This window comes from Catenulispora acidiphila DSM 44928 (genome assembly GCF_000024025.1).
In the GTDB taxonomy this organism is placed as follows: domain Bacteria; phylum Actinomycetota; class Actinomycetes; order Streptomycetales; family Catenulisporaceae; genus Catenulispora; species Catenulispora acidiphila.
This window is the reverse complement of record NC_013131.1, coordinates 10183704-10207187: the sequence shown is the minus strand read 5'-3', so window position 1 is coordinate 10207187 and position 23484 is coordinate 10183704. Positions and strand designations below refer to the sequence as shown.

21 protein-coding genes and 1 tRNA gene are annotated in these 23484 nt (G+C 69.2%); 8 read left to right on the top strand and 14 right to left on the bottom strand.

What is annotated here, in order from left to right; all coding sequences use genetic code 11:
• Positions 1–3 precede the first annotated feature (3 nt).
• Together CACI_RS43520 and CACI_RS43515 are read right to left on the bottom strand one after the other, a co-directional pair.
• Positions 4–1221, bottom strand: coding sequence for an MFS transporter (locus tag CACI_RS43520; protein WP_015797339.1), 1218 nt, complete (start codon positions 1219–1221; stop codon positions 4–6).
• Positions 1218–2459 (bottom strand): aminotransferase class V-fold PLP-dependent enzyme, encoded by a 1242-nt coding sequence (locus CACI_RS43515; protein ID WP_015797338.1) that lies wholly within the window; start codon positions 2457–2459, stop codon positions 1218–1220. The genes CACI_RS43520 and CACI_RS43515 overlap by 4 nt, the downstream gene beginning before the upstream one ends.
• Here CACI_RS43515 and CACI_RS43510 point away from each other — a divergent pair.
• Positions 2458–3849: an aminotransferase-like domain-containing protein gene (locus tag CACI_RS43510; RefSeq protein ID WP_041540816.1), complete on the top strand. Its 1392-nt coding sequence runs from the start codon at positions 2458–2460 to the stop codon at positions 3847–3849. The two genes, CACI_RS43515 and CACI_RS43510, sit on opposite strands and share 2 nt — an antisense overlap.
• 32 nt (positions 3850–3881) lie before the next feature.
• Here CACI_RS43510 and CACI_RS43505 read toward each other — a convergent pair whose 3' ends face one another.
• Both CACI_RS43505 and CACI_RS43500 read right to left on the bottom strand, forming a co-directional pair.
• Complete coding sequence (locus CACI_RS43505; RefSeq protein WP_015797336.1) at positions 3882–4823, bottom strand: serine hydrolase domain-containing protein; 942 nt, start codon at positions 4821–4823, stop codon at positions 3882–3884.
• Positions 4824–4960: 137 nt separating this feature from the next.
• On the bottom strand, positions 4961–6922 hold the full coding sequence (locus CACI_RS43500; RefSeq protein ID WP_083796011.1) for a S53 family peptidase: 1962 nt from the start codon (positions 6920–6922) through the stop codon (positions 4961–4963).
• A 1094-nt stretch (positions 6923–8016) separates the two neighbouring features.
• On the opposite strand from CACI_RS43500, the gene CACI_RS43495 reads away from it, so the two are divergent.
• Positions 8017–8286 carry a hypothetical protein gene (locus CACI_RS43495; RefSeq protein WP_015797334.1) on the top strand — a complete coding sequence of 90 codons (270 nt, stop codon included), beginning with the start codon at positions 8017–8019 and terminating at the stop codon, positions 8284–8286.
• Between the two features lie 820 nt (positions 8287–9106).
• Here the strand turns inward: CACI_RS43495 and CACI_RS53365 are convergent.
• The 3 genes from CACI_RS53365 to CACI_RS43480 all read right to left on the bottom strand — a co-directional run bounded on the left by CACI_RS53365 (position 9107) and on the right by CACI_RS43480 (position 9976).
• Positions 9107–9328 (bottom strand): NUDIX hydrolase, encoded by a 222-nt coding sequence (locus tag CACI_RS53365; protein WP_223297413.1) that lies wholly within the window; start codon positions 9326–9328, stop codon positions 9107–9109.
• Positions 9325–9432: a hypothetical protein gene (locus tag CACI_RS54640; RefSeq protein ID WP_395994316.1), complete on the bottom strand. Its 108-nt coding sequence runs from the start codon at positions 9430–9432 to the stop codon at positions 9325–9327. Before CACI_RS54640 ends, CACI_RS53365 begins: the two co-directional genes overlap by 4 nt.
• A 473-nt stretch (positions 9433–9905) precedes the next feature.
• Positions 9906–9976 (bottom strand) — tRNA-Gly (locus CACI_RS43480).
• A 150-nt stretch (positions 9977–10126) separates the two neighbouring features.
• Here CACI_RS43480 and dcd point away from each other — a divergent pair.
• The 4 genes from dcd (at position 10127) to thpR (ending at position 14182) form a co-directional block, all read left to right on the top strand.
• Positions 10127–10777 (top strand): dCTP deaminase, encoded by a 651-nt coding sequence (gene dcd / locus CACI_RS43475; RefSeq protein ID WP_015797333.1) that lies wholly within the window; start codon positions 10127–10129, stop codon positions 10775–10777.
• Between the two features lie 413 nt (positions 10778–11190).
• Positions 11191–11865 carry a hypothetical protein gene (locus CACI_RS43470; RefSeq protein ID WP_143765645.1) on the top strand — a complete coding sequence of 225 codons (675 nt, stop codon included), beginning with the start codon at positions 11191–11193 and terminating at the stop codon, positions 11863–11865.
• A 155-nt stretch (positions 11866–12020) separates the two neighbouring features.
• A complete protein-coding gene (locus CACI_RS43465; RefSeq protein ID WP_015797331.1) occupies positions 12021–13283 on the top strand; it encodes an MFS transporter in 1263 nt (420 codons plus the stop codon).
• Positions 13284–13534: 251 nt separating this feature from the next.
• Positions 13535–14182, top strand: a complete 648-nt coding sequence (thpR, locus tag CACI_RS46940) for an RNA 2',3'-cyclic phosphodiesterase (protein ID WP_015797330.1) — start codon at positions 13535–13537, stop codon at positions 14180–14182.
• 240 nt (positions 14183–14422) lie between these two features.
• On the opposite strand, the gene serC is transcribed toward thpR, so the two are convergent.
• The 4 genes from serC to CACI_RS43440 form a co-directional block, all read right to left on the bottom strand.
• The gene (serC, locus tag CACI_RS43455; RefSeq protein WP_015797329.1) at positions 14423–15544 is read right to left on the bottom strand and encodes a phosphoserine transaminase; all 1122 of its coding nucleotides are present in this window, start codon (positions 15542–15544) and stop codon (positions 14423–14425) included.
• Positions 15545–15692: 148 nt separating this feature from the next.
• Positions 15693–16565 carry a hypothetical protein gene (locus CACI_RS43450; RefSeq protein ID WP_015797328.1) on the bottom strand — a complete coding sequence of 291 codons (873 nt, stop codon included), beginning with the start codon at positions 16563–16565 and terminating at the stop codon, positions 15693–15695.
• A gap of 1 nt (position 16566) precedes the next feature.
• Positions 16567–17118 carry a SigE family RNA polymerase sigma factor gene (locus CACI_RS43445; RefSeq protein ID WP_015797327.1) on the bottom strand — a complete coding sequence of 184 codons (552 nt, stop codon included), beginning with the start codon at positions 17116–17118 and terminating at the stop codon, positions 16567–16569.
• A 157-nt stretch (positions 17119–17275) separates the two neighbouring features.
• Positions 17276–18412 (bottom strand): citrate synthase 2, encoded by a 1137-nt coding sequence (locus tag CACI_RS43440; RefSeq protein WP_015797326.1) that lies wholly within the window; start codon positions 18410–18412, stop codon positions 17276–17278.
• A gap of 211 nt (positions 18413–18623) precedes the next feature.
• Here CACI_RS43440 and pdxH point away from each other — a divergent pair, with 211 nt between their 5' ends.
• On the top strand, positions 18624–19280 hold the full coding sequence (pdxH, locus tag CACI_RS43435; RefSeq protein WP_143765644.1) for a pyridoxamine 5'-phosphate oxidase: 657 nt from the start codon (positions 18624–18626) through the stop codon (positions 19278–19280).
• 100 nt (positions 19281–19380) lie between these two features.
• Here the strand turns inward: pdxH and CACI_RS43430 are convergent, their stop codons facing one another.
• Both CACI_RS43430 and CACI_RS43425 read right to left on the bottom strand, forming a co-directional pair.
• Positions 19381–20115, bottom strand: coding sequence for a hotdog family protein (locus CACI_RS43430; RefSeq protein ID WP_015797324.1), 735 nt, complete (start codon positions 20113–20115; stop codon positions 19381–19383).
• A gap of 13 nt (positions 20116–20128) precedes the next feature.
• Positions 20129–20797, bottom strand: coding sequence for a UdgX family uracil-DNA binding protein (locus tag CACI_RS43425; protein WP_015797323.1), 669 nt, complete (start codon positions 20795–20797; stop codon positions 20129–20131).
• A 155-nt stretch (positions 20798–20952) separates the two neighbouring features.
• Between CACI_RS43425 and CACI_RS43420 the strand changes: the two genes are divergently transcribed.
• Positions 20953–22149: a M48 family metallopeptidase gene (locus CACI_RS43420; RefSeq protein ID WP_015797322.1), complete on the top strand. Its 1197-nt coding sequence runs from the start codon at positions 20953–20955 to the stop codon at positions 22147–22149.
• Positions 22150–22190: 41 nt separating this feature from the next.
• Here CACI_RS43420 and CACI_RS43415 read toward each other — a convergent pair whose 3' ends face one another.
• Positions 22191–23480 carry an MFS transporter gene (locus CACI_RS43415; RefSeq protein ID WP_015797321.1) on the bottom strand — a complete coding sequence of 430 codons (1290 nt, stop codon included), beginning with the start codon at positions 23478–23480 and terminating at the stop codon, positions 22191–22193.
• Positions 23481–23484 lie beyond the last annotated feature (4 nt).

Here is a 23484-nt window from a genome sequence, read left to right as displayed (position 1 = left end):
CTCCTACGCGGGCAGTTCACGCAACCGACTCACCGGCGAGAGCGCCAGCGCGACGACGACCGCCGCCGAGAACACCGCTGCCGCTATCAGGGCATCGCGGTCGCCGATCGCGCCGGACAACAGACCGGCGGTCAGCCCGCCGAGTGCGCCGCCGCCGAACAGCAGCATCCGGAAGCAGGCGGTCATCCGGCTCAGCAGTGCCTGCGGCGTCGCCGCCTGACGCAGGCTGACGATCACCACGTTCGCGATCCCCAGACCGAGGTACGTGGTGAAGAAGGACCCTGTCACCAACGCCACAACCACCGCCTTCGGCCCGCCGGCCACCGCGATGAGAGTCGGACCGGCGAGCAGCGCGGTCTGGGCGCAGAAGTACACCCGGCCCAGCCGGAAGCGCGCGATGACGGCGCGGGAGACCATTGCTCCGATCAGACCTCCGACCGAAGCCGTCGCGAAGATGGCGCCGAGCGTGGAGGCGGCTAGATGCAGCTCCTGTGTTCCGTAGAGCAGGAACATGGTCCAGACCGTGATCATCGAGAAGTTGCAGCAGAAGCCGACGAACGCCAGCCAGCGCAGGATCCGCGTGCCGAACACCCACGCCAGACCCTCGCGGATCTCGCGGGGCAGGTTCCGCTGTGCTGTCGGCGTGGGACGTGGCTCCTGCTTGCGGATCGCCAACAGCGAGGTGACCGACACCGCGTACGAGCACGCGTCCACGACGAGCGCGGTCGGCGCGCTCAGCACCGACACGAGCAGCCCGGCCAGACCGGGACCCGCGACGTCCGAAGCCGAAGAACTCATGCCCATCTTCGCGCTGATCTCGACATAGCGCCGCTCGTCGCCGTCCACGAGGGTCGGCGCGTAGGGCATCCAGCTGACGTCGAACATCACCGACGCGACGCCGACCGCGCACGCGATGACGAGCAGCAGCGGCATGGACAACTCATGCCGCGCGGCGAGGGCGGGAACGACGCCCACCAGCGCCATCCGGACCAGATTCGTCGCGATCATGACGTGTCGGCGCCGGACGCGATCCGCCCACGCCCCGAAGACCAGCGCGAAACCGATGTAGGGCGCGAGTTGCAGGAAGCGCAGGACGCCGACCTCGGCGTTGGACGCGTGGAACGTCGATATCGCGGTCAGCGGCAGCGCCAGGTTCGACACCTGTGTCCCGAGCAGCGACACCGTCTCGCCGAACCAGAACTTGGGGAAGTCGGCGGTCACCGGACGCTCCCCGCAGGGGTGGCGAGTTCGGCCACCGCCGCCGCGACGACAGCGACTTCCTCCTCGGTGTTGTAGTAGTGCGGCGACAGGCGCAGACACCAGTCGACGTCCTTGTCGCCGAAGTCGAACACGGCGAACTCCCGGAAACTGAGCGCCGAGTTGATGCCGCGCGCGTCCATCGCCGCTTTGAAGGGCTGTGGCTGCCAGCCCTGGATCGTGAACGTGACGAGGGCGCCGAGTACCGCACCCTGCTCCAGGACGCGGATGCCGGGGATCGCTCTCAGCCGGGTCCGCAGGTTCGCTGCCAGCGCCAGCGCTCGGGCGCCGCTGGCTTCCACGCCTACGCGCTCGGCATAGCGCGCCGCGGCTGCGCAGCCCAGCACAGTCGCGTAGGGGAACTCCCAGTCCTCGAAGCGTGCCGCTGTCTCAGCAGGCTGATAGGCATCTGGCGCGACCCACCGCGAGCCGTACATGTCGATGAACAGCGGCTCGTAGCCGGCGGACAGAACCCGGTCGGACAGATACAGGAAGCCCGATCCCCGAGGCCCGCGAAGATATTTGCGGCAGGTCGCGGTGAGCAGGTCGCAGCCGATCGCCTCGACGTCGACCGGGACCTGCCCCACGGACTGGCAGGCGTCCACCAGGTACAGCAGCTCCAGTTCACGGCAGTGCCGGCCGATCTCGGCGACCGGCTGGACCAGTCCGGAGTTGGTCGGGATGTGCGTCGCCGCGACGAGCCGGGGACGGTGCCGGCGCAGGAGATCGGCCATCGCTGCCACGTCCACGCCGCCCTCGGGGGCGTCGGGCGCGTGGACGATCTGCACGCCGAACCGCTTGCGCAGTGACAGGAACGCGATCTGCTGGGAGATGAAGTCGTTGCGGGTGGTCACGATGACGTCGCCGGGCTCGAAGGGGATCGCGGACACGCCGGTGGCGAAGGCGTGGGTCGCACTGCTGGCGAAGGCGATGTTCCGCGGTGCGGCGCCGATGATCGAAGCGGTCGCGGCGTAGAAGTCGGCGACCGCGTCGGCTTGCCGGGCTGCCGCCTCGTAGCCGCCGATCCGCGCTTCGAGAGCGAGATGCTCCAGCACGGGTCGCAGCACCGGAGCGGCGATCAGTCCGCAGCCGGCGTTGTTGAAGTGGATGACCTCCGCGCAGCCGGGCGTCTCGGCGCGCAGCTCTGCGACATCCAGTAGCGCTTCGGGGGCGATGGATGTAGCGCTATCATGTCCATTCATGAACGACGATAGCACCACGGTCGCACTGGCCGACAGCCTCCGGCGGCTCGCCGACCGGCTGTCTCCCGGCGACCGTTTGCCCAGCAGTCGCGAACTCATCGCAGAACACCAGGTGAGTCCGGTGACTGTGGCGCGTGCCATCGCCCGGCTCGTGGCGGAGGGTGTGGTCCTCACCCGCACGGGAAGCGGTACGTTCGTCGCTCCCCGGCCTCGGCGGGAAAGTGCTATCGCCGACACCGCCTGGCAGACGGTAGCGCTGGCGGACCGCTTCGTCGGTACCGACCAGATCACCGCGGCTCTCGGTCCGGCGCCCGAGGGCACGATCCTGCTCGACGGCGGCTATCTGCACCGCACGCTGCAACCGACCGGGCTTCTCGGCTCTGCCCTGGCCCGCGCCGCACGCCGCATCGACGTGTGGGACCGCGCGCCGGTCGTCGGGCTGGAGGCGCTGCGCTCGATGTTCGCACGCTCCGTCGGCGGTGGGGTGGGTGCCGAAGACGTACTGATCACCTCGGGAGGGCAAAGCGCGCTGTCGCTGACGTTCCGCGCGCTCGCGGCGCCGGGCAGCCCGATTCTGATGGAGTCGCCCACTTATCCGGTGGCGATCGAGGCGGCTCGCGCTGCCGGGCTGCGTCCGGTGCCGGTGCCGATCGACGATGACGGGATCCGGCCGGACCTGCTCGCGGAGGCGTTCGCGATGACCGGTGCCCGACTGCTGTACTGCCAGCCGACGTTCCACAATCCAACCGGAACCGTCCTCACCACTGAGCGGCGGCGCCAGGTCGTCGACATCGCGCGGGCTTGCGGCGCCTTCCTGATCGAGGACGACTTCGCCCGCCTGCTCGGCCACGGTTCGCCGGTTCCGCCGCCGCTGGCCTGGGACGACCGCGACGGGACGGTCGTGTACCTCACGTCGCTGACGAAGCCGGCGGCGCCGAGCCTGCGCGTCGGCGCGCTTGTGGCGCGCGGTCCTGTGATGGAACGGCTGCGTGCGCTGCGCCGCCTCGACGACTTCTTCGTGGCGCGCCCCATGCAGGAGGCGGCACTGGAGATCCTGGGCTCACCGTCCTGGGATCGGCATCTCAGGACTGTGAGTGCGGCGCTGCGCGAGCGCTGCGCGCTGGCTGCCGGAGCCGTGGCGATCGCGCGTCCGGACTGGACCGTGACGCGCGTGCCGGCAGGCGGGCTGCATCTGTGGATCCGGCTCGCACCCGGCGAGGACGACCTAGCCGTGGTGCGTGACGCCCGCCGCCGGGGCGTCGCCGTGAGTCCTGGACGCGGCACCTTCGCCGCCGAGGCACCTGCGGCGTACGTCCGCCTCGGCTTCGCCGCCGCCGCGGACCATGCCGAACTGACTGAGGGGATTCGGCGGCTGACCGCGTCGGGCTGACGCGGGAGACCTGCCTGCCGCCTTCCTGCGCTTCAGGCAGCGAAAGCGTCGAGCTCCACGGCGAGGTCGTCTCCGGTGAGGTCGTGTTGCAGAGCGCTGAGACGCTTGCCGATCTGGGGTAGGAGCTGCGCCTGATTGCCCAAGGCGACGCTCGCGTACTGGTGCTCCGGCGCGAGCAGGACGGCGGTGCGGAATCCGTCGAGCCGACCGTTGAGATACATCTGGCCGGAGGGTCCGAGCGCCCAAGCGAGGCCGTAACTCATCGGGTCCTCGGGGCGGGTGCGCGGACGCCGGATCTCCTCCAGCAACACCGGATCTGCGAGCAGCTTCTCGGCGAAGGAGAGGTAGTCGTCCGCGCTGGACCAGAGCCCGCCGCTGGGACGCCGTCCGCGCGGGTAGTCCTCGACGGCGAGCGGGGTCTGCTCGTCCCAGCCGGTGACCGGTGACGCCGGTGTTTCGAATCCGGTGCGGCGCAGTTCCCACGGAGTGAGCAGCGTGGTGTCGAGCGCCTGCTCGAAGGTGCTTTCGGTGACGGTCGCGAGGAGGTGGCCGACGAGGAAATAGTTGCCGTTGTAGTAGGACCAGCGCTCGCCGGGCGTCCGCTCGTTGCCCGCCTGGACCACCAAGCGCGCCGCTTCGGCCAGGACATCAGGACCCTGACCGAGGGCGGCCACGGTCGAGCCCTCCACCGATTCGCGCAGGCCGGACACCTGGGCCAGCAGCTGCTCGACGGTGATCGCCTGATCGGCGCGCCAGTCGCCAGCCAAGGACGGCAGCAGCTCGATGGCCGGTGTCGTCAGCGGAATCCCGCGCTGGGCGAACGCGCGGACCGTCGCCACCGCGGTGAGCGGCTTCGTCAGCGACGCGATGCGGAAGACCGATGCGCGGTCGGCTTGGATCGGTCCGTCGATCTCGAACGTGCGCCGTCCGCTTCGCGACACACCCACCACCATGCCCGCAGCCGTTATATCCATCCGCCGCCTCCATCGCCGTTCCGTCCGGAGCGAGCCGATCACTCCGGAACGCACTCTAAAACGGCACTGCCGGAGTCCCCGAAGGGACCCCGGCAGCGATGGCGTTCAGCGTCGAGGGATCTCGGCGCCTGCCCGGCTCACCTGAAGGAAGCGAGATAGCGGGCGTTCGGGCTGCCGACGCCGGTGGCGTTGTCGTAGCCCTGGGTCGCGTGCAGGTCGACGCCGTCACCGAGCAGGCGCAGCGACGGGGCGGTCGGCAGGCCGCGGACCACGGCCAGCGGGGTGTTCGTGCGCGGGTGGTCGGTCACGTCGGTGAACAGGCCGAAGGTCGCGCGCAGGTAGATCTCCGGGTTCGCGAAGCCGATCGCCCGGTGCTGGGCCTGCTGCGCGTCGGCCTGGATGCCGACGAAGGTCGGCGCGGCCAGGCTGGTGCCGCCGATGCGGGACTCGGCGTAGCCGGTCGAGCCGTCGGGCAGCTCCTGGGTGTAGCCCTGCAGGAAGCCGGTGCTCGGGTCGCCGTAGGCGGCGACGTCCGGGACCACGCGCTTGGGCGAGGTCGCCGTGCCGTCCAGCAGCGTGCGGGACAGCGAGGACGGGACCGTCCAGCTCTGGTACCACGGCTGCGCGAACACGTCGCTGGTGCCGCCGCCACCGCCGTAGAGGTAGGAGGAGGGGGTCCAGGCCGAGTTGCCGGTCGCCAGCGAGGAGCTGGCGGTCTGCCACGAGGTCTGGAACTGCAGCCGGTTGTCCGCGCCGATGGCCACGCTGGTGCCGCCGACTGAGGTCACCCACGGGGAGGAGGTCGGGTACTCGGCCTGCGAGCGCGAGGAGCCGTTGTCGGCTCCGCAGCCGCTGCCCGTGTTGTCGTCGCTGCAGTCACCGGAGGAGAAGTAGAAGCCGATGCCCTCCGCGGCGCCCTTCTGGAAGGTCTGCTCGTAGATCTGGATCAGCGCCGGGTCGAGGTCGACCGGGTTGCCCGACGGGTCCAGGAAGTGCATCAGCTCGCCCCACGAGTTGGACACCATGTCCGCCAGGTGGTGGTTCACGACCAGCTGCAGGGAGTCCAGCAGCCCGCCGTTGGCCGCGACGCCGTCGCCGGCGGTGTCGAAGCAGGAGTTCGCGCCGATGTAGAGGACCTTCGCGTCGGGCGCCATGCCGTGCACCGACTCGACGTCCAGCGCCTCCTCGCCGGCCCAGCCGTCCGCACCGCCGCAGGCGTCGGCGTCCGTCCACTGGCCGGGGGTGACGATCTCCGAGTACTGGCCCGGGCGGAACGGCTTGTCGCCGTGCAGGGACGCGTACTTGTTCGCGTCGGCCTGCATGGTCGGCAGCCCGTAGGCGTCCAACACCGCGACGGTGACACCCTTGCCGCTCAGGCCGCTGTCGCTGACGCCGTAGGCGCCGCGCACCTGCTTCGGCGTGTAGCCGCAGACCGCCCACGGCACGGACTTGCCGTTCAGCGCCGGCAGGCTCGTGGCGACCTGCTGCCCGCTGTAGTCCGAGCAGGGATAGGTACCCAGGTACGGAACGCCGTCGGCGGCGACCTTCGAGCTCTGCTTGTCGCGGGCGTCGGCGGCGTCGGAGTTGTTCGGCTTGTTGGCCGTCCGCTCCTGCGACAACCCGGTGATGCCGATGATCGCCGACCGCACCCCGGCCGGCACGCTGACGTCCCGCGACGGCGCCCGCAGCGAGCCATCGGAGGTGGCGTACTCGTGGAACGAGGTGTTCAGAGCAGCCGCGACGGCAGCAGTGCTGCCCTGCACGGCTATGTAGTCCTCGGTCTGCCCGGTGACGGTCAACCCGGCGCCACTGAGCCACGCCTTGACCGCCGCCACCTGCTCAGCACTGGCACCGAACCGCGCCTGAACCTGAGCCGGCGTCAGAAAGTGCTGATACGCCCCACTCTTGGGATCGGCGACCGACCGCGCGTAGTCAGCCAGCCCCTGCGCATCCTGCCCAGCCAGATACACCCGCACCGCCAACGGAGCCGCAGCCGGAGCCGCCCCCCGATCAGCACTCGCCGAAGCCCACGTGGGCCGCGAGCCAGAAAGCACGTCACTGCCAGCGGCATGCGCCGCACCCGCACCAACGACGAACATCGAACCAGCAGCCAACGCCCCCGCCACCGAAAAAGCAGCAGCAGCACGCCGGCCCTTACGAGAACCCCCAAGGCGAGAGGTCGCATTTGTGGGATTTACCACGTTGAGCTTCCTTCGTAGAAGCAGCACCCGCACGCACCTAAGGTGGCGGCCCGCACGGAGTACACAGCGGCGGATCATCCGGCTGCCTGCCTGATTCTGACGACGAACCACCCACCGCGACAGAGTCCTCACATCACGGAATGGCAAACAACCCCGGCACGAACCCCCCGAAATCGGGCGCTCTGGACACCACGCCCGAGCGATACGCCAAGAGCCCAGGCGCCGGGAATCCGGACCACCTGGGCTCTTGCGAAGTGAGCGGGCGACGAGAATCGAACTCGCGCTCTGAGCTTGGGAAATCCGTTGTGTTCGCGACAGGCCACGTAATCTAGCTGGACAAACAGGCGGCTGGAGGATCACGAACGTCCCGTCCACGGCTGATCCCTTAGCCGCGATTAACCGCGCGCCACCGCTCGTTCGGGCACGCGGCGGGCACGTGCCCGTGAACGCAACCATCGATTTCGAGGCAGTCGCCGGAACCATGGACATAGGCAAACAAAACGGCGGCTGCGATCCGCGCGCTAACAGCGTCCGTTCCGTGTGAGGTTTCGAGCGCGCGCACCGCTACCACAGACGCTTTTCAACCTCCCACGCAGACGATGGCCCCTTGCCCCCGGATCGGCGACTGTCGACGGGCGAGAGGTTCGAATCCTGCCATCACCTGCGTTCGGATCGACACGCGCGAGTCTGGGCCCTGATGCCTGTTTGCTGCCGTCCGGGCTCGTCCGCCGCTGTTGCTGTAGCGGCTGCTGTAGTCGAAGATCTGATTGCGCGGGTTCGTCACCTGCGCATGTGTCCGCGTGGGTACTTTGACCTGCCGTTTTGTCGTGGTTGTCTGTCGTCGTTGGTAGTCGTCGGCTAACCTTCCACGGCCCACAGACGGCCCAGATTCTCTCGACGCGAACTCTGCTGTACTGGCCTCTGACTACTAGCAAGCTCAGCCCGTTCAGCGGATGCTAGGGTCGTGGGCCACGACAGGAAGGGAATCGGCGATGACCGTCGTGGGTACCGCGGCAGCTTCGCTGGTGCTGCTTATTTGTCTCACCCTCGCGGCGGTCAGTGGCTACATCATGGTCGCGCCGAACAGCAACACCGAGATACGACCCAGAGTGGTCGGGGCATCGCTGCTCGCCATATTTCTCGCCATCGGCGCGGGCGTGGTGATGGCTCTTTTACGCGAACCTGTGGACACCTACTTCAACGCTGTCGGTGTCGGTACCTTCATCCTCGTCGGCGTATCAGTTAAGTACGGGCGAAAGTAGCTTCAGCGGCACCCCGAGGGGCGCAAGGCACGCTCTTCGCCTTGCGCCCCTCGGCGCGGTCTGGTGGTCGCATCGCGATGGCTGTCCGACGGAATGCCCAGAAGCGACCCACGTCCGCACACTCGATCCGCCGGCTTCCCGCCCGACTTGATTCGATCTTGGGCATTCCAGAGCGTCGGCCCGCCGGAGGCTTGCTCTTTGCTCGTGAACATGGTGTCGGCCAGCCTTCAGCGAGCCGCGCGCCAGGGCCGAGACCGTGAGCGGGCCGAAGACAGGAGCGGCGGGCTCGGGCAGGGCGCGCGGCTGCGCGTAGCGCAGCGGAGCGCCTTGAATCAGTAGAAAAACTCTTAACAGCTCCCTGACCGCCACCGACCACGGCCTGGGACTGGGGTCAACTGAGGGTGGAGCACGCGTGGTCGGAGCTGCTCCCTTAGCTCTGCCGTAGGTTGTCGGTACTCGTAGTCGCCGACCCTCCGTGACCGATGCTGGTCGTTACCGGGTTCAGCTATGGATATCAACTTGTCTGCGGAGATCTCGAGACCGGCCATCAGCTCCTCGGCGAGCTGCATCGGATCGGCGTCGAAGCCGACCCGGTAGAGCGCGTACATGCCCGGCTGCCCCATGCTGAAGTCTTCGCGGATGATGACGCAGTTACCAGAGGGTAGGCGCATGATCGCATCGCCGCAGGGTTCGGATTCGTCGACTCTCTGGTATCCGAGGTCAAGAAGGCGGGACGCTGGATCCAGGTCCGCAATCGCACCGAGGTAGCCCCAACCTAACGTAACGATCTCAGGTGGGATGTTGGCGATTTGCCGAGCTATCATGGCTGGCCGTCCAAAAGGTTGAAACTGTCGTGGCTGCGGACCCGGGGGCCGCCCCTCGCCTTGAATGCGTCGAGCATCCGGACCGCGTGCGCCTCCGACATCCGCGTCGGGATCTCCTTGGGCGTCAGCCACTCGAAAGCCTGCGCCTCATCGCTGGTGTGAAGCTCGCTGCCTGTCACCTTGCAGCGGAAGACGATCGCGACCACGTTGGCTTTCATGTCTTGTAGATGCCGGTCACGGTCTCTGGCTCAACGGTCAGGCCGGTCTCCTCGAAGACCTCGCGAAACAGGCCTTCGGGGATGGTCTTGCCCAGCTCCAGCACGCCGCCTGGCGGTTCCCAGGCAGGCAGTAGACGGCTGTCGCGTCGTCGTGAACCTTGCCTCTCGGCCACCGTTCGCCCGCAGCATCATCAGTCTCTGCTGCACGCACCTGAGCGATGAGCTGTGAGGGGCTGCCATCGCTCAACAGGTCGAATGCCGAGTTCCAATCGATGAGATCGAATCGGTCGATGATGATTGAGGCCCCGTCCGAGAGCACGGCAGCGGCACGAACTCGGGAAACAACGCGATCGCTGAATCCGGAGCCAGTACGAAGGAGCTAATGCGGCGAATGGGTCACTCAAGCTCACGGGCCGCGCTGATCTACCAGCACGCGACCGACAAGCGCGACCGCGTCCTCGCCGAGTCGCTGAGCGCCATGATCGAGCAAGTCCGATCGGGCACGCACACCGCGGACCCTAAAAACGCTGAGAGCCCAGGTACCGGAAAACCGGTCTACCTGGGCTCCAACAACAAGAGCGGGCGACGAGAATCGAACTCGCGCTCTGAGCTTGGGAAGCTCATGTTCTACCATTAAACTACGCCCGCGTAGGAAGCTGCGGGCGGGGGTCCGCCCGGCTGGCTGCCGTTGGGGGATTACTGTACCTGATCGGTTGTGGGTGCGTCACAGAGGTTGGGTTGAGTGGGGTCGGGTGGGGCGTTGGGTTGGGTCGGGGTGGCACGGTAGCGTTGGGTTTCGTGTTGCTCTCAGATAAGGACATTCGGGCTGAAATCGGTGCCGGGCGGGTGGTTTTGGACCCGTTCGAGTCGGCGATGGTACAGCCGTCGAGTGTGGATGTGCGGTTGGACCGGTTCTTCCGGGTGTTCGAGAACCATCGGTATCCGTACATCGATCCGGCGCAGGAGCAGCCTGAGCTGACGCGGTTGGTGGAGCCGGATGGGGATGAGCCGTTCATTCTGCATCCTGGGGAGTTCGTCTTGGCCTCGACGTATGAGGTCGTGACGTTGCCGGAGGATCTGGCGGCGCGGTTGGAGGGCAAGTCGAGTCTCGGGCGGTTGGGGTTGCTGACGCACTCCACGGCCGGGTTCATCGATCCCGGGTTCTCCGGGCATGTGACGTTGGAGCTGTCCAATGTCGCGACGCTCCCGATCAAGCTGTGGCCCGGTATGAAGATTGGGCAACTCTGCTTCTTCAAGCTGTCGTCGGCTGCCGAGAATCCGTACGGGTCCGCCGTGAACCAGTCGCGGTACCAGGACCAGCGGGGACCGACGCCGTCGCGGAGCTACATGCGGTTCCATCGGACGGACATCGCCGCTGCCGACAAGGCCGATGAGGCTGCGAAGGCGGCGACGGCCGATGAGGCGCGTGGCGGGGACTTCGGCAGCTGACCCAGCGCCCGCCGACCGGGTGAATCTGGGTCCGGAGACGAATACCGCGGCCCTGGTGCTGACACAGTGACGATGTGGTCGCCTTGTCAGCACGTTGGCCTTTCGCCCGTCCGGCGGACTCGCCCCTCACCCGTCCAGACCGGCTGCTCCGGGAGAATCCGGTGTTGCTGCTGTCCGCGCTTCAAGCTCCCGGTACGGTCGCGGGTCTGATCGCCACCTGGAATCCGGGATGGCGGCCGGAAGGGACCGCTGCCGACGCCGTCCCGCGACCGACGCGCGCGGGCGACGGAAACGGGGAAGGCGATGGGGAGCGCTCAGCCGCGGACCGAAGCGACCGAAGCGACACCGCCCTCAGGCAGCCAGAAGCCCTCGCCGAAGGCATCCGCTGGCACGGACCCCTCCGCCTCACCCCCATGCTCCGCGCCGACGCCGGTCTCCCGACCACCGGTCCGGCGGCGTCGCTCAGCCTCGCCTACGTCGCCGAGGCTCGCCGCAGCCGCAGCAAGATCACTGACAGCCGCCACGCCGACCTACTCCGCCTCCGCTACCCCGCGGGTTTGCCCGCCGGCGTCGAGGCCGAGGCGTGGCATCTGGTCCGCGGGCTGGCCAAGCGGCTGCGCGGTGTCGCCCGGCTGCCCGGCGGTCCGCTCCACGCCCCGCACGAGGACCCGCCGCTGCCCGGCGACGCCGACCACGCCGTCTTCAGCCACGAGATGCTCCCGTGGATCGTGCTGCGCGAGATCCTGCGCCCGATCGCCCCGGACCTGACCCGCGAGGTGGTCCCCGACGGCGGCGGCTACATCCTGCGGCACCGTGGTCTGCTGGAGGTCCGGGTGCGCCCCGCCGGTGCCCGAACCCGGCTTCCGCACGCCCTCCTGGACCGTGCCGACGAGGCGTGGCCGCGCAGTATCTACGAGTTCTGCGACGTGTCCGCCTACGCCCCGCGTCCCGCCGTCCCGCGTCCGCTCGGCGTGCCGGCCGCGCATCTGGCTCGCGCGGCGGCCGCGCTCATCGCCGAGGTCACAGGCGGTGTCCATCTCGACGCGGACGGTTTCCCCGAGGAAGCCAGGACGTTCACCACCCGATGACGCCCGGATGACATCGCGCTGACACGCCGCCGGGGGTAATGCCCACACCCCCGGTAATGAGGGTTACAAAAACCAAATACTAAGGTAGGCTAACTTTCGCACCCGAGGCGGTCGGGCCCGGGGCACCGAGAGTCCTTTGGGGGGCCTGCCCAGCCGTGAAGTCAGCCACCTTCTCCTCGCTGTCGATCCGTAACTACCGTCTTTTCGCCAGCGGCATGGTGGTGTCGAACACCGGCATCTGGATGCAGCGCATCGCCCAGGACTGGCTCGTCGTCTCGCTCACCGGCTCCGGCACGGATCTGGGCATCGTCACCGCGCTGCAGTTCGGCCCGGCCCTGATATTCAGCCTGTGGGGCGGCGCGCTCGCCGACCGCTACCGCAAGAACCGCATGCTGATGCTCACCGCGACGCTCACCGGGCTGTGCGCGCTGGTGCTGGGTCTGCTGGTCGTCTCCAACGCGGTGCAGCTGTGGCAGGTTTACGTCATCGCGCTGATCGGCGGCACGGTCACCGCCTTCGACAACCCCGCGCGCCAGTCCTTCGTGATCGAGCTGGTCGGGCCCGAGGACCTGCCGAACGCGGTCTCGCTGAACGCCGCCACCTTCAACCTGGCGCGGATGCTCGGCCCGGCGCTGGCCAGCCTGGCGCTGGCGGTCATGGATGTCGGCTGGGTGTTCATCACCAACGCCCTCACCACGCTCGCGATCATCACCGCGCTGGCGCTGATCCGCCGCGAGGAGTTGCACGCGCCGATCCCGATCGTGCGCGCCAAGGGCCAGTACCGCGAGGCCTTCAGCTACCTGCGCACCCGCCCCGACCTGGTCGCGGTGCTGGCGTGCATGTTCTTTCTGGCCACCTTCGGCCTGAACTTCCAGCTCACCAGCACCCTGATGGCCACCCAGACCTTCCACCTCGGCAAGGGCGTGTTCGGCCTGCTGAACATCATGCTCGCGCTGGGCGCGCTCAGCGGCGCGCTGGTCACCGCGCGCAAGCGGCGGGTCGGGGTGGCGCTGGTGCTGCTGTCCGCCTGCGGGTTCGGGTTGGCCGCGACCGTGGTCTCGCTGATGCCGAACCCGGTGCTGTACGGGGCGCTGCTGCTGCCGGTCGGGGTCATGACGATCATGGTCACGACGGCGGCCAACGCCACCATGCAGACCGGCGTCGAGCCGGAGATGCGCGGCCGGGTGATGAGCGTCTACATGATCGTCTTCCTGGGCGGCACGCCGGTGGGATCGCCGCTGGTGGGCTGGGTCGGGCAGCACTTCGGCGCCCGGTACGCCGTCGGCGGCGGCGGGCTGATATCGCTGGCCGCCGCGGTGATAGCGGCGTACGCGCTGGCCCGGGTGAAGGGCATGTCGGTGCGCGAGCGGCTGGCCGCGCACACCCCGCCGCGGCTCGCCGAGCGCCTGGCGGCCTGAGGGGCCGCCGGGCATTCCCGTGCTCTGCTGAGGGCGCGTCATCGGCTTGTCGCTATGTGTCCCGCCGCGACGACAGCTTTTTCTCGGCCGAGTGGCGGTTGACGCGGCCGAGAAAAAGCTGTCGTCGCGTATCGACACCGCGCCGGTCACACGCCGTATTGTGGGTGCTCTCACAAGGTGTGAAGCGCGCTGAGCAGTGCGGGCGGTCCGTATGCGGTGCCAGGCGTGCTGGGGGAACCTCAAGGAGACGCATGCGCCTGTTCGTGGCGATCACGCCACCCCGTGCGGTCCTGCTGGAGGTGCGGGCTGCGGTCGACGCGCTGAAGCGGGGCAACACCCCCGGAGTCAATGCCCTGCTGCGCTGGACCAGGCCGGAGACCTGGCACATCACGGTCGCCTTCTACGGCGAGGTGTCCGAGGACAAGGCCGCCGACCTGGTCGACCGGCTCGGGCGGGTCGCGGCGCGCACCACGCCGATGGAGCTGTCGCTGGCCGGCGCCGGCCGGTTCGGGCCGCGCGCGCTGTGGTTCGGCGTGCAGGGCCAGTGCGATCGGCTGGGCCGGCTCGCCGAGTCCGCCGGAGCGGCCGCGCGCCGCTGCCACATCCGGGTGGAGGACCGTCCCTACCGGCCGCACCTGACGCTCGCCCGCGTGAACGGCGTGCCGCGCGGCGTGACGCAGGACGACCAGACCGGACCGCTGGACCTGGCGCCGATCGTGGACCGTTTACGCGCGTTCCGCTCGCCGGGCTGGCTGGCCGGGGAGGTCGAGCTGTTCACGGTCGCCGAGGTCGCGGACGCCCCGCCCGCGGCGAACGGCGTGAACGGCGCCCACAGCGCCAACGGCGGTCCCTACAAGCGGTACGAGCGCGTCGCGCACTGGCCGTTGACGGGCCGTTGACCGGGCGCTGACGGGCACTGACCAGGCCGCTGACCGGACCCCGACCGGTCACTGAGCCGACCTGACCACCCGCCGACAGGCCGCCGAACCACCGCCGACCCGACGCTGATGCCAACCCGCCTCGCCGGCCGCACTACCCTGGAGCGGTGAACACACGTACCCGCTCCAGGGTCGTCAGCTTCGTGCTGGTGGCGATCCTCGCCGTAGTGGTGATCGCCGCCGCGCTGCGCTGACCGGCGCTCAGCCCAGGCGCTCCACGACGTAGTCGATGCTCGCCGTCAGCTTGTCGATGTCGTCGGGCTCGACCGCCGGGAACATCGCGATGCGCAGCTGGTTCCGGCCGAGCTTGCGGTAGGCGTCGGTGTCGACGATCCCGTTCTCCCGCAGCGCCGCCGAGACCTTGTCCGCGCTGATCCCCTCGGCCAGGTCGACGGTGCCGACGACCTGCGAGCGCTGCGCCGGGTCGGCGACGAACGGCGTGGTGTACCCGGTGCGCTCGGCCCACGTGTACAGCCGCGAGGAGCTGTCGGCGGTCCGCGCGGTCGCCCACGCCAGCCCGCCGTTGCCGTTCAGCCAGTCCAGCTGCTCGGCCATCAGGAACAGCGTCGCCACCGACGGGGTGTTGTAGGTCTGGTTCTTCGAGGAGTTGTCGATCGCGGTCGGCAGGCTGAAGAACGGCGGGATGTAGCGGTCGCTCGCGGCGATCTCGGCGGCGCGGTCCAGGGCGGCGGGGGAGAACACGCCGATCCACAGGCCGCCGTCGGAGGCGAAGCACTTCTGCGGGGCGAAGTAGTAGACGTCGGTCTCGGTGATGTCCACCGGCAGGCCGCCGGCGCCGGAGGTCGCGTCGACCAGCACCAGCGAGCCCTCGTCGGCGCCCGCGGGCCGGACGATCGGCATCGCGACACCGGTCGAGGTCTCGTTGTGGGTCAGCGCGTAGACGTCGACCCCGGCCTCGGCGACGGCCACCGGGTGCGTCCCGGGGTCGGCCTTCACGATCGAGGGGTCGGCCAGCCACGGCGCGGCCTTGACCGAGCCTGCGAACTTCGAGGAGAACTCGCCGAAGCTCAGGTGCTGGGACTTGGCCCGCACCAGGCCGAAGGCGGCGATGTCCCAGAACGCGGTGGACCCGCCGTTGCCGAGCACCACCTGGTAGCCCTCCGGCAGCCCGAACAGCTCGCTGACACCCTCGCGCACCCGGCCGACCAGGTTCTTCACCGGCGCCTGGCGGTGGGAGGTGCCGAGGATCTTCGCGCCCTCGGTGGCGAGCTTGGCGACGGCCTCCGGCCGCACCTTCGAGGGACCGCAGCCGAACCGGCCGTCGGCGGGGAGCAGGTTCTCAGGGATGGTGATGTCAGCCACGCGGTTCTCCGAGCGTTGTTGGTACAGGGGAGAAGTCGGGTGGCCCAGGGCGTCATTGGCCAAGGCCTGTTCGTATCGTAACCGGGATGTGTCCGGGATCCGGGCCGCATTCCGTGAAACGAGACACGCCGGTCCTCGGCGGGGCGTCTCAGGAGGGATGGTTGAGCAGGTCCAGAGTGTGGACGTCGGAACTGATCAGCCGGGCCAGGGCCGGGCTCGCGATCAGCTGGTCGAAGTCGAACGGGAGCGGCTCGTCGCTGTTCCGGTTCTCCAAGCCGGCCCGGATCTCGACGGTGTGGGTCGCGTCGTAGTGGATCACGACGTAGTGGTCCCGGAGCACCCCGGTCACCTTGGTCGCGGGACGGCCGTCGGCCAGCTTGAGGTTCGGGGGGCAGGACTTGCTGGTGCAGTTGCCGCCGAGCGACGGGATCTTGTCGAAGACCTCGATGGACAGGTCGTAGTCGCGGCCGTCGACGGACTCGCCGAGGTACTGGCCGGGCTGGAGCAGCGCGCCCGAGCCGCCGACCTGCGGGGTCATCTCCGAAGTCGGCATCGAGGAGAACAAGCCCGGAGCGGGGGTGATGGACTCCGCCAGCGGCCCGAGGCTCGGGTCGCCGATCAGCTGCTGCAGCGTGGTGAGGTCCTGCTCGCACACGGCGGTCAGCCGTTGCTGATCCGCGCTGTACACGCCCAGCCCGCCGCCGTACGAGCCGATGAGCTGGTACTTGCCGGTGCACCTCATGACGGTCTTCGCCGACACCGGGTTCGGTCCGGAACCGGTCGTGGTCTGCGCCTGGTGCCCGCCTCCGGCGCCCAGAACCGTCCCGGTCACCGCGACCGCCGCCAACGCCAGCGCGCCGCCGACGGTCCCCAGGACCCGTGTCCGCCGCCGGTGCTTCCGGTAGCCGTCCACCGCGCCCGGCACCAGGTTCAGGACCGGCACGCCGTCGTCGAAGGCAGTGCCGAGCAGATCGTGGATCTCGCTGCCGGAGCCGCCGGAGCGCAGTTCGTCAGTGCTCATCTCAAAGCCGTCCCTTCGGCGCGGTCGCGCGGTCGCGGTCGTAAGCGAGGAACTCCTCGCCGAGCAGCACCCGGAGCCTGGCCAGGGCTCGCGAGGCATGGCTCTTGATGTTGCCGGTCGAGCAGCCGAGCGCGGCGGCGGTGTCCTCCACGCTCAGGTCCTCCCAGTACCGCAGCACCACCACCGCCCGGGCCCGCTCCGACAGCTCGTCGAGGGCGGCCAGCAGCGCCAGCCGGTTCTCCGGGCGGTCGGGGTCGTGGCCGGCGCCGAGGCGTTCGGTGCCGGACAGCGCCGCCGCCCGCAGCTCGCTCTCGCGCCGCAGCTTGCGCCGGCTGCGGATGAACACGTTGATGAGCGTCTTCTGCGCATAGGCGTCGATGGAGTCCGCGTGCTTGGCACGGTTCCACGCCTTGCACAGGTTGAGCAGCGCGGTCTGCGTCAGATCCTGCGCACCGTGCCAGTCGCCGCACAGGAGATACGCGGTGCGCAGCAGATGGTTCTGCCGCGCCACCGCGTACTCGGTGAACTCCTCGATCCGAGCTTGATCACCCATGCGTTTCCCTCCCATGACCGTCAGCCGGGACACATGAGTCCCGCCGCCGCGGATCGGTTGCAGCGGCCGGACAACGGAAAAGGCTCCCCCGAATGGGGGAGCCCGGTTTTCTTCCGACGTCACTCGACCCGAGCCGGCTCCGTGCCGGCCGGGCCGCTCAGCCCTTGTACGTGTGGAAGCCGCTCGGCGGCACCATCGTCTCGAAGCCCTCGACGGTCTCCGGCTTGCGCGGGCCCGGGCCCACGTAGCGGGAGGACGGCCGGATCAGGCGGCCGGTCTTCTTCTGCTCCAGGATGTGCGCGCTCCATCCGGCGGTGCGGGCACAGGTGAACAGCGAGGTGAACATGTTCGCCGGGACCTGCGCGAAGTCCAGGACCACGGCGGCCCAGAACTCGACGTTGGTCTCCAGCACCCGGTCCGGGCGGCGCTCGTGCAGCTCGGCCAGCGCGGCCTCCTCCAGAGCCAGGGCGACCTCGTAGCGGGGCGCGTCCAGCTCCTTGGCGGTGCGGCGCAGGACGCGGGCACGCGGGTCCTGCGCGCGGTACACGCGGTGGCCGAAGCCCATCAGGCGCTCGCCCTTGTCCAGCACGCTCTTGACGTACTTGCGGGCGTCGCCGATCTCCTCGACGGCTTCCACCATGTGCAGCACGCGGGCCGGGGCGCCGCCGTGCAGCGGGCCGGACATCGCGCCGACCGCGCCGGACAGCGCGGCCGCGGCGTCGGCGCCGGTGGAGGCGATGACGCGGGCGGTGAAGGTCGAGGCGTTCATGCCGTGCTCGGCCGCCGAGGTCCAGTACGCGTCGATGGCCTGGACGTGCTTGGGGTCCGGCTCACCGCGCCAGCGGATCATGAAGCGCTCGACGATCGTCTCGGCCTTGTCGACCTCGCTCTGCGGCACCATGGCCTGGCCCGGGTGCTCGATCGAGCGCGCGGACTGGGCCACGAAGGACAGCGCCATCACCGCGGCGCGAGCGAGGTCTTCGCGCGCTTTCTCCTCCGAGGTGTCCAGCAGCGGCTGCAGACCCCAGACCGGGGCGAGCATGGCGAGCGCGGACTGCACGTCGACGCGCACGTCGCCGGAGTGCACCGGCACCGGGTACGGCTCCGCCGGCGGCAGACCCGGGTTGAACTTGCCGTCCACCAGAAGGCCCCACACGTTGCCGAACGTCACGCGTCCGACGAGGTCTTCGATGTCGACTCCGCGGTACCGGAGAGCGCCGCCTTCCTTATCCGGTTCGGCGATTTCGGACTCGAAGGCGATGACGCCCTCAAGGCCCGGTACGAAGTCGGACATGTGTACTCCCTCTGTTTCCTTGTGTGCCGCTCAACGTGCTGTGGCTCGATGCGGCCAGCTGGCTTGCCACGGTGTCGCCTTACCCGGCGCCAACGTGACGACACGGTGGTGTCGTGATTAGTGCGTCTCTCCTATAGTGACTCGCCACACAGGGTGCTCTGCACCGGGGGCAGTGCTGTGTCTGGAATGTCACACGCGTTACCGTGGGCCCGTGGACTCTGAAGCGCTCGCCGCGCTCCGCCGGGAATACGGCATCGGAACGCTGCGTGAACAGGACGCGGCTGCTGCACCCCACCTCCAATTCGCCCTGTGGTTGGAAGACGCCGTCCGGGCTTCGCTGCCCGAACCGAATGCCATGGTGGTCTCTACCACTGACCTCGACGGCCAGCCCTCCAGCAGGTCAGTGCTGTTGAAGGGGTTCGACGAAACCGGATTCATCTTCTACACCAACCTCGGCTCCCGCAAGGGCAGGGAGCTCGCGGGCAACCCTCGTTGCTCGCTGTTGTTCCCCTGGTACACGCTGCATCGGCAGGTGATCGTCATCGGCGCGGCGACGAAACTGGACCGTGCGGCCGACGAGGAGTACTTCGCCACCCGCCCCCACGGCTCGCAGATCGGCGCCTGGGCCAGCGAGCAGTCCACGGTGATCCCGGGCCGCGACTGGCTCGACAAGCGGGCCGCGGAGCTGGCCGAGCAGTGGCCCGAGGGCAGCGAGGTCCCGTTGCCGGACTTCTGGGGCGGCTTCCTGGTCCGTCCGGAGACGGTCGAGTTCTGGCAGGGCCGCCCCGACCGGCTCCACGACCGGCTGCGCTACAAGCGCGACGCGAACGGCGCCCAGGGCTGGGCCGTCGAGCGCCTGAGTCCGTGAGGTCTGGCGTGAGGTCTGGTGCGACCTTTGCTGCACCCTCCGCTGTGACCTCCGCTGTGACCTCTGCTCCGAGGTCTTCCGCGACCTCGGAGCCGATCTCTCAGCTGGCGCCGACCGGCTTCACCTTCGTCGGGTCGACCGCGATCCACACCGCTTCGGCGCTCGCCACCGGTTCCCCCGAAGGGCCGTAGAGCGCCGAGACCGTGAACGTCTTCCGTCCCTCGGTCCGCACGTGCCTCCCCAGCACCACGTAGGGCTCGCCTGCGATCAGCGGCGCGTCGTCGAGCATTTCCACGCTCATCCGCCCGAGCACCATCGGCCGTCCGGCCAGGTCGCCGGCGGACCAGCCGCCCGGGCAGTCCAGCGCGGCCCACACGAACTCCGGTCTCAGCGTGTCCGGCGCGGGTATCCAGGGAGCCGCGACCACGTCCTTGCGTCCCGGCACCGGTCCGGGGAAGACGTGCAGCCCGGTCGGATGGTCCGGCCCGCAGACGAAGCAGGTCAGGAAGGGATGCCCGCTCAACCCGGCGTATCCCTTGGCTGCTGCGACTGCTTCCTCATAGGAGACCAGATCGACGAGTTCCCCGGCGGCCTCGACCAGCTCCGCGGCGGCGACCACCGTCGAGCCGTCGACCAGCTGCAAGCTCTCGCTCTCCGCCGGCTGCCGCACGGTGAGCGGCTTCTCCAGCGGCGGCGGCTTGCGCAGCGTCACCTCGACCTTCGCCCCCGGGCTCTCCCCGAACTCCTCCAGGACCAGCTGCGCGAGCATCCCGGAGACGTAGCCGCCGTTGCCGGAGTGCGGGGGACCGTTGAACCGTCGCGCGATCGTCAGCATGGGATCCACACTCTCAAGCCAGCAGCCGGGCTACCAACAGCAGGTCCGACACCATCTCCTTATAAGCGGTCTCCTGATTGTCCGCACGCAGGACCGCCGAAGGATGCGACGTCGCCACGAAGGACACCGCCCGGCGCCGCGACGGGTCCGTCCCGAACCCGGCGTCGCCGGAGGGCGGCCACATCAGCACTTTGCCGCGCTCGCGCGTCACCCGGAACTGCGGACCGATCAGGGCGCGCCCGGCGGTCGCCCCGAGCGCCACGATCACCTCCGGATCCACTATCGCCAGCTCCGCGCGCAGCCACGGCTTGCACGCCTCGATGTGCGGAGTCTCCGGCGTCTTGTGGATCCGGCGGCCGTTGGGACGGTCCTGCAAAAAGCGGAAGTGCTTGACGCTGTTGGTCACATACGCCTGCCGCGGGTCGATGCCCGCGTCGGCCATGGCGCGGTCGAACAGTTGCCCGGCGGGTCCGACGAACGGCACGCCTTGGCGGTCCTCCATATCGCCGGGTTGTTCGCCCACGAACACCACGCGCGCGGCGGGATTGCCCTTGGAGAAGACCGTCTGCGTCGGCCCGCTCAGCGAGCCGGGCTGGGCCTGATGGAGTTCGCATCCCTGGCAGGACAGGGCGGCGGTGCGCAGCGCGTCGATCGAAACCCCGCGCGGAATCGGCAGCGACATCGTTATCGTTCCTTGATTTCCGATGGGTGTTGCCCGGTTTAACAGGCGTCCATTATTGCGCCGTGACACTGACAGAGACGCCGCGAACGGTTCAGTACACCTGTCCGCGCTGCGGATGGACCGGGGAGTTCGACGCCCGGTTCGCACCTTGGTGCATGGCAGACGACCACGACCTCATGGCGAAGGATGAACACCAGAAGCTGGCGGCTCAGAAGAGGTTCGCCCGGCGCAAGCGCGAGAAGGCACGGCGCAGAGGCGAAGCGCTCGAGCAGCGTCTGATCCAGGCCGGCGACCTTCGTCCCGGCGGGGTGGCGAGGCTGGCGGCCGTGTGCTTCGGGCTGGCGATCCACGCCCTCACCCTGCTGGTGTTCGCCGGCGCGATGGCCGCGCTGCTCAGCGGGATCTGGCCGCTGTACCTGCTCACCATCCTCGGGTTCGGCGTTGTATGGGTGCTGCGACCGCGGCTCGAGAAGCGTCCCGGCGCCGACTGGCTCCGGCGTGAGAAGGCTCCCGGGCTGTTCGCGATCCTGGACCGGATCAGCGGGGCGACCGGTGCGCCCACGCCGAAATACGTCAAGGTCGACGCCCGGTTCAACGCCGCCACCGCGCGGCGCGGCGTGCGCCACGAGCCGGTGCTGATCCTCGGCGCGCCGCTGTGGCAGATCCTCGACGGCGACGAGCGGCTGGCGCTGCTCGGCCACGAACTCGGCCACCAGGTCAACGGCGACACCACGCAAGGCGTGCTGGTCGCCACCGCGCGCCGCAGTCTGCACGAGTGGCGGGTGCTGCTCTACCCCAGCGGCGTCGGCTGGAGCGGCCCTGGCGTGGCAGGGCTCGCACAGCTCCTGCTTCCCGTCGTCCTCGTCCCCTTCTATCTGATGGTGACCGGATTCCAGACGTTCTACGGCTGGCTCCAGGTCCACGTGTCGCTGCGGGCTGAGTTCCTCGCCGACGACATCGCCGCGCAGACCGCGTCCACCGCGTCGGTGATCGCCTTGATGCGCAAGCTCGACGCGCGTCCGTCGGTGGAGGCGTACGTGACCCGGACGAAGTTCGGACGCAGGACCGCCCGCGTGACGCCGAGTCTGGAAGACGCCACGCATATGTGGATCGGCTTGCAGGACTACATCACGACCATCCCGGAGCACGAATACATCCGGGCGGCGCGGCTCTCGGAGCTGCGCGGGACACAGATCGACGCCTCGCATCCCGCGAACTACCTCCGTCTGCGGCTTCTCAAAGGAAGGCCGACCCGCGGCGCGGCGGTGAAGGTCACCGAGGACGAGTGGCTGGGCGTCGACCGCGAACTTGCTCCGTACGTCACGGAAGTCGGCAGATCCATGCTCCGGTAGGCGATCGCGCCGAGGCGCGAGGGGGTCCCACTGGGACCCCCTCAGTCCTGCCACTCCCGCAGAGGCCTGATCGCCAGCACCGAGGCGATCATCCGCAGCACTCCCCCGATCACCCAGGGCGCCGCCAGTCCGAACCACGCCGCGATCAGTCCGCCGGACAGCGCGCCGAGCGGCTGCGCTCCCCACGTCACCATGATCCCGGCGCTGGAGACCCGGCCCAGCAGATGCGGCGGCACCAGCCTTTGCCGCTGCGTCACCACCGCCACGTTCCACAGGGAAGCGCTCAGGCTGCCGATCCCCAGCAGCACGCCGACGACGAACAGGTTCGGTCCGAACACGCCGATCCCGATGCCCGCCAGCGGCGTCACCGAGGAGCACAGCCGCACCACCACGCGTCCGCCGAGCCGGGCGACCACGGCCCGGCTGGTCAGTCCGCCGACGATGCCGCCGATCGCCGCGATGCTCAGCAAGACGCCGTACCGATGCGTCCCGACGTAGAGCACCAGCGTCGCGGCGCCCATCGTGGAGCCGAAGTTCGCCGCCGCCGACAGCATCGTCGTGGTGCGCAGCAGGCGGTGATGCGCCAGCCACGTCAGGCCTTCTTTCACATCGGCGCGCAGTGACCGGCGCCCCGCACCGGCTGCCGCCCCGCTCTGCACCACTCGCGGCGCCCCGGTCCGCGGCAAGCGCGCGATCAGCACCATCGACACCGCGAACGTCACCGCGTCGGCCCAGAACGGCAGCGTCGGAGTCAGGGCGAACAACGCCGCGCCGAGGGCCGGCCCGACGAAGTCCTTCGCCACCGACTGCGCGGTGTACAGCTGCCCGTTCGCCGAGATCAGGCGCTCGCGCGGGACGACAGAGGTCAGCAACGGCTGCGAAGCGCTCTTGGCCAACGCCGCCGCCATGCCCAATGCGAACGCGAGGACATAGAGCGCCGCCAACCCCCAGCCGGCGCCGCGGTCCATCGCCAGCAGCCCGACGGCCAGCACGCACAGCAACTGCCAGCCCTGCGCCCGGATCGACAGCCGCCGCGTCTCCGACCGGTCGGCGATCGCCCCGGCCTGCAACGAGAACACCAGCCAGGGCAGCGTCCCGGTGACGGTCAGCCCGGAGATCAACCGCGGATCCCGGGTGTATCCGGCGGCGAGCAGCGGCAGGGCGGCGACGAACGCGCCGTCGCCGAGCACGGAGACGGCGCTCGCGGTGAACAGCACGTGCCAGTCGCGGCCGAGTCCGCCGGGACTCCGATCGCGGCGGCGTATCGGCGCGGGGGAGCCGTGGGGCGAGTCGGAGCGGGAGGCGTCCGAACGAAGGGAAACGGTGGTCATGCCG

What these genes read in the sequence shown, in the direction of transcription:
- CACI_RS43510 (WP_041540816.1), top strand. Translation starts at nt 2,458, where the DNA reads ATGAACGACGATAGCACCACGGTCGCACTGGCCGACAGCCTCCGGCGG.
- CACI_RS43515 (WP_015797338.1), bottom strand. Translation starts at nt 2,459, where the DNA reads ATGAATGGACATGATAGCGCTACATCCATCGCCCCCGAAGCGCTACTG.
- CACI_RS43505 (WP_015797336.1), bottom strand. Translation starts at nt 4,823, where the DNA reads ATGGATATAACGGCTGCGGGCATGGTGGTGGGTGTGTCGCGAAGCGGA.
- CACI_RS43500 (WP_083796011.1), bottom strand. Translation starts at nt 6,922, where the DNA reads ATGTTCGTCGTTGGTGCGGGTGCGGCGCATGCCGCTGGCAGTGACGTG.
- CACI_RS43495 (WP_015797334.1), top strand. Translation starts at nt 8,017, where the DNA reads ATGACCGTCGTGGGTACCGCGGCAGCTTCGCTGGTGCTGCTTATTTGT.
- CACI_RS53365 (WP_223297413.1), bottom strand. Translation starts at nt 9,328, where the DNA reads ATGAAAGCCAACGTGGTCGCGATCGTCTTCCGCTGCAAGGTGACAGGC.
- CACI_RS43470 (WP_143765645.1), top strand. Translation starts at nt 11,191, where the DNA reads ATGCTCCGCGCCGACGCCGGTCTCCCGACCACCGGTCCGGCGGCGTCG.
- thpR (WP_015797330.1), top strand. Translation starts at nt 13,535, where the DNA reads ATGCGCCTGTTCGTGGCGATCACGCCACCCCGTGCGGTCCTGCTGGAG.
- CACI_RS43450 (WP_015797328.1), bottom strand. Translation starts at nt 16,565, where the DNA reads ATGAGCACTGACGAACTGCGCTCCGGCGGCTCCGGCAGCGAGATCCAC.
- CACI_RS43445 (WP_015797327.1), bottom strand. Translation starts at nt 17,118, where the DNA reads ATGGGTGATCAAGCTCGGATCGAGGAGTTCACCGAGTACGCGGTGGCG.
- CACI_RS43440 (WP_015797326.1), bottom strand. Translation starts at nt 18,412, where the DNA reads ATGTCCGACTTCGTACCGGGCCTTGAGGGCGTCATCGCCTTCGAGTCC.
- CACI_RS43430 (WP_015797324.1), bottom strand. Translation starts at nt 20,115, where the DNA reads ATGCTGACGATCGCGCGACGGTTCAACGGTCCCCCGCACTCCGGCAAC.
- CACI_RS43425 (WP_015797323.1), bottom strand. Translation starts at nt 20,797, where the DNA reads ATGTCGCTGCCGATTCCGCGCGGGGTTTCGATCGACGCGCTGCGCACC.
- CACI_RS43420 (WP_015797322.1), top strand. Translation starts at nt 20,953, where the DNA reads ATGGCAGACGACCACGACCTCATGGCGAAGGATGAACACCAGAAGCTG.
- CACI_RS43415 (WP_015797321.1), bottom strand. Translation starts at nt 23,480, where the DNA reads ATGACCACCGTTTCCCTTCGTTCGGACGCCTCCCGCTCCGACTCGCCC.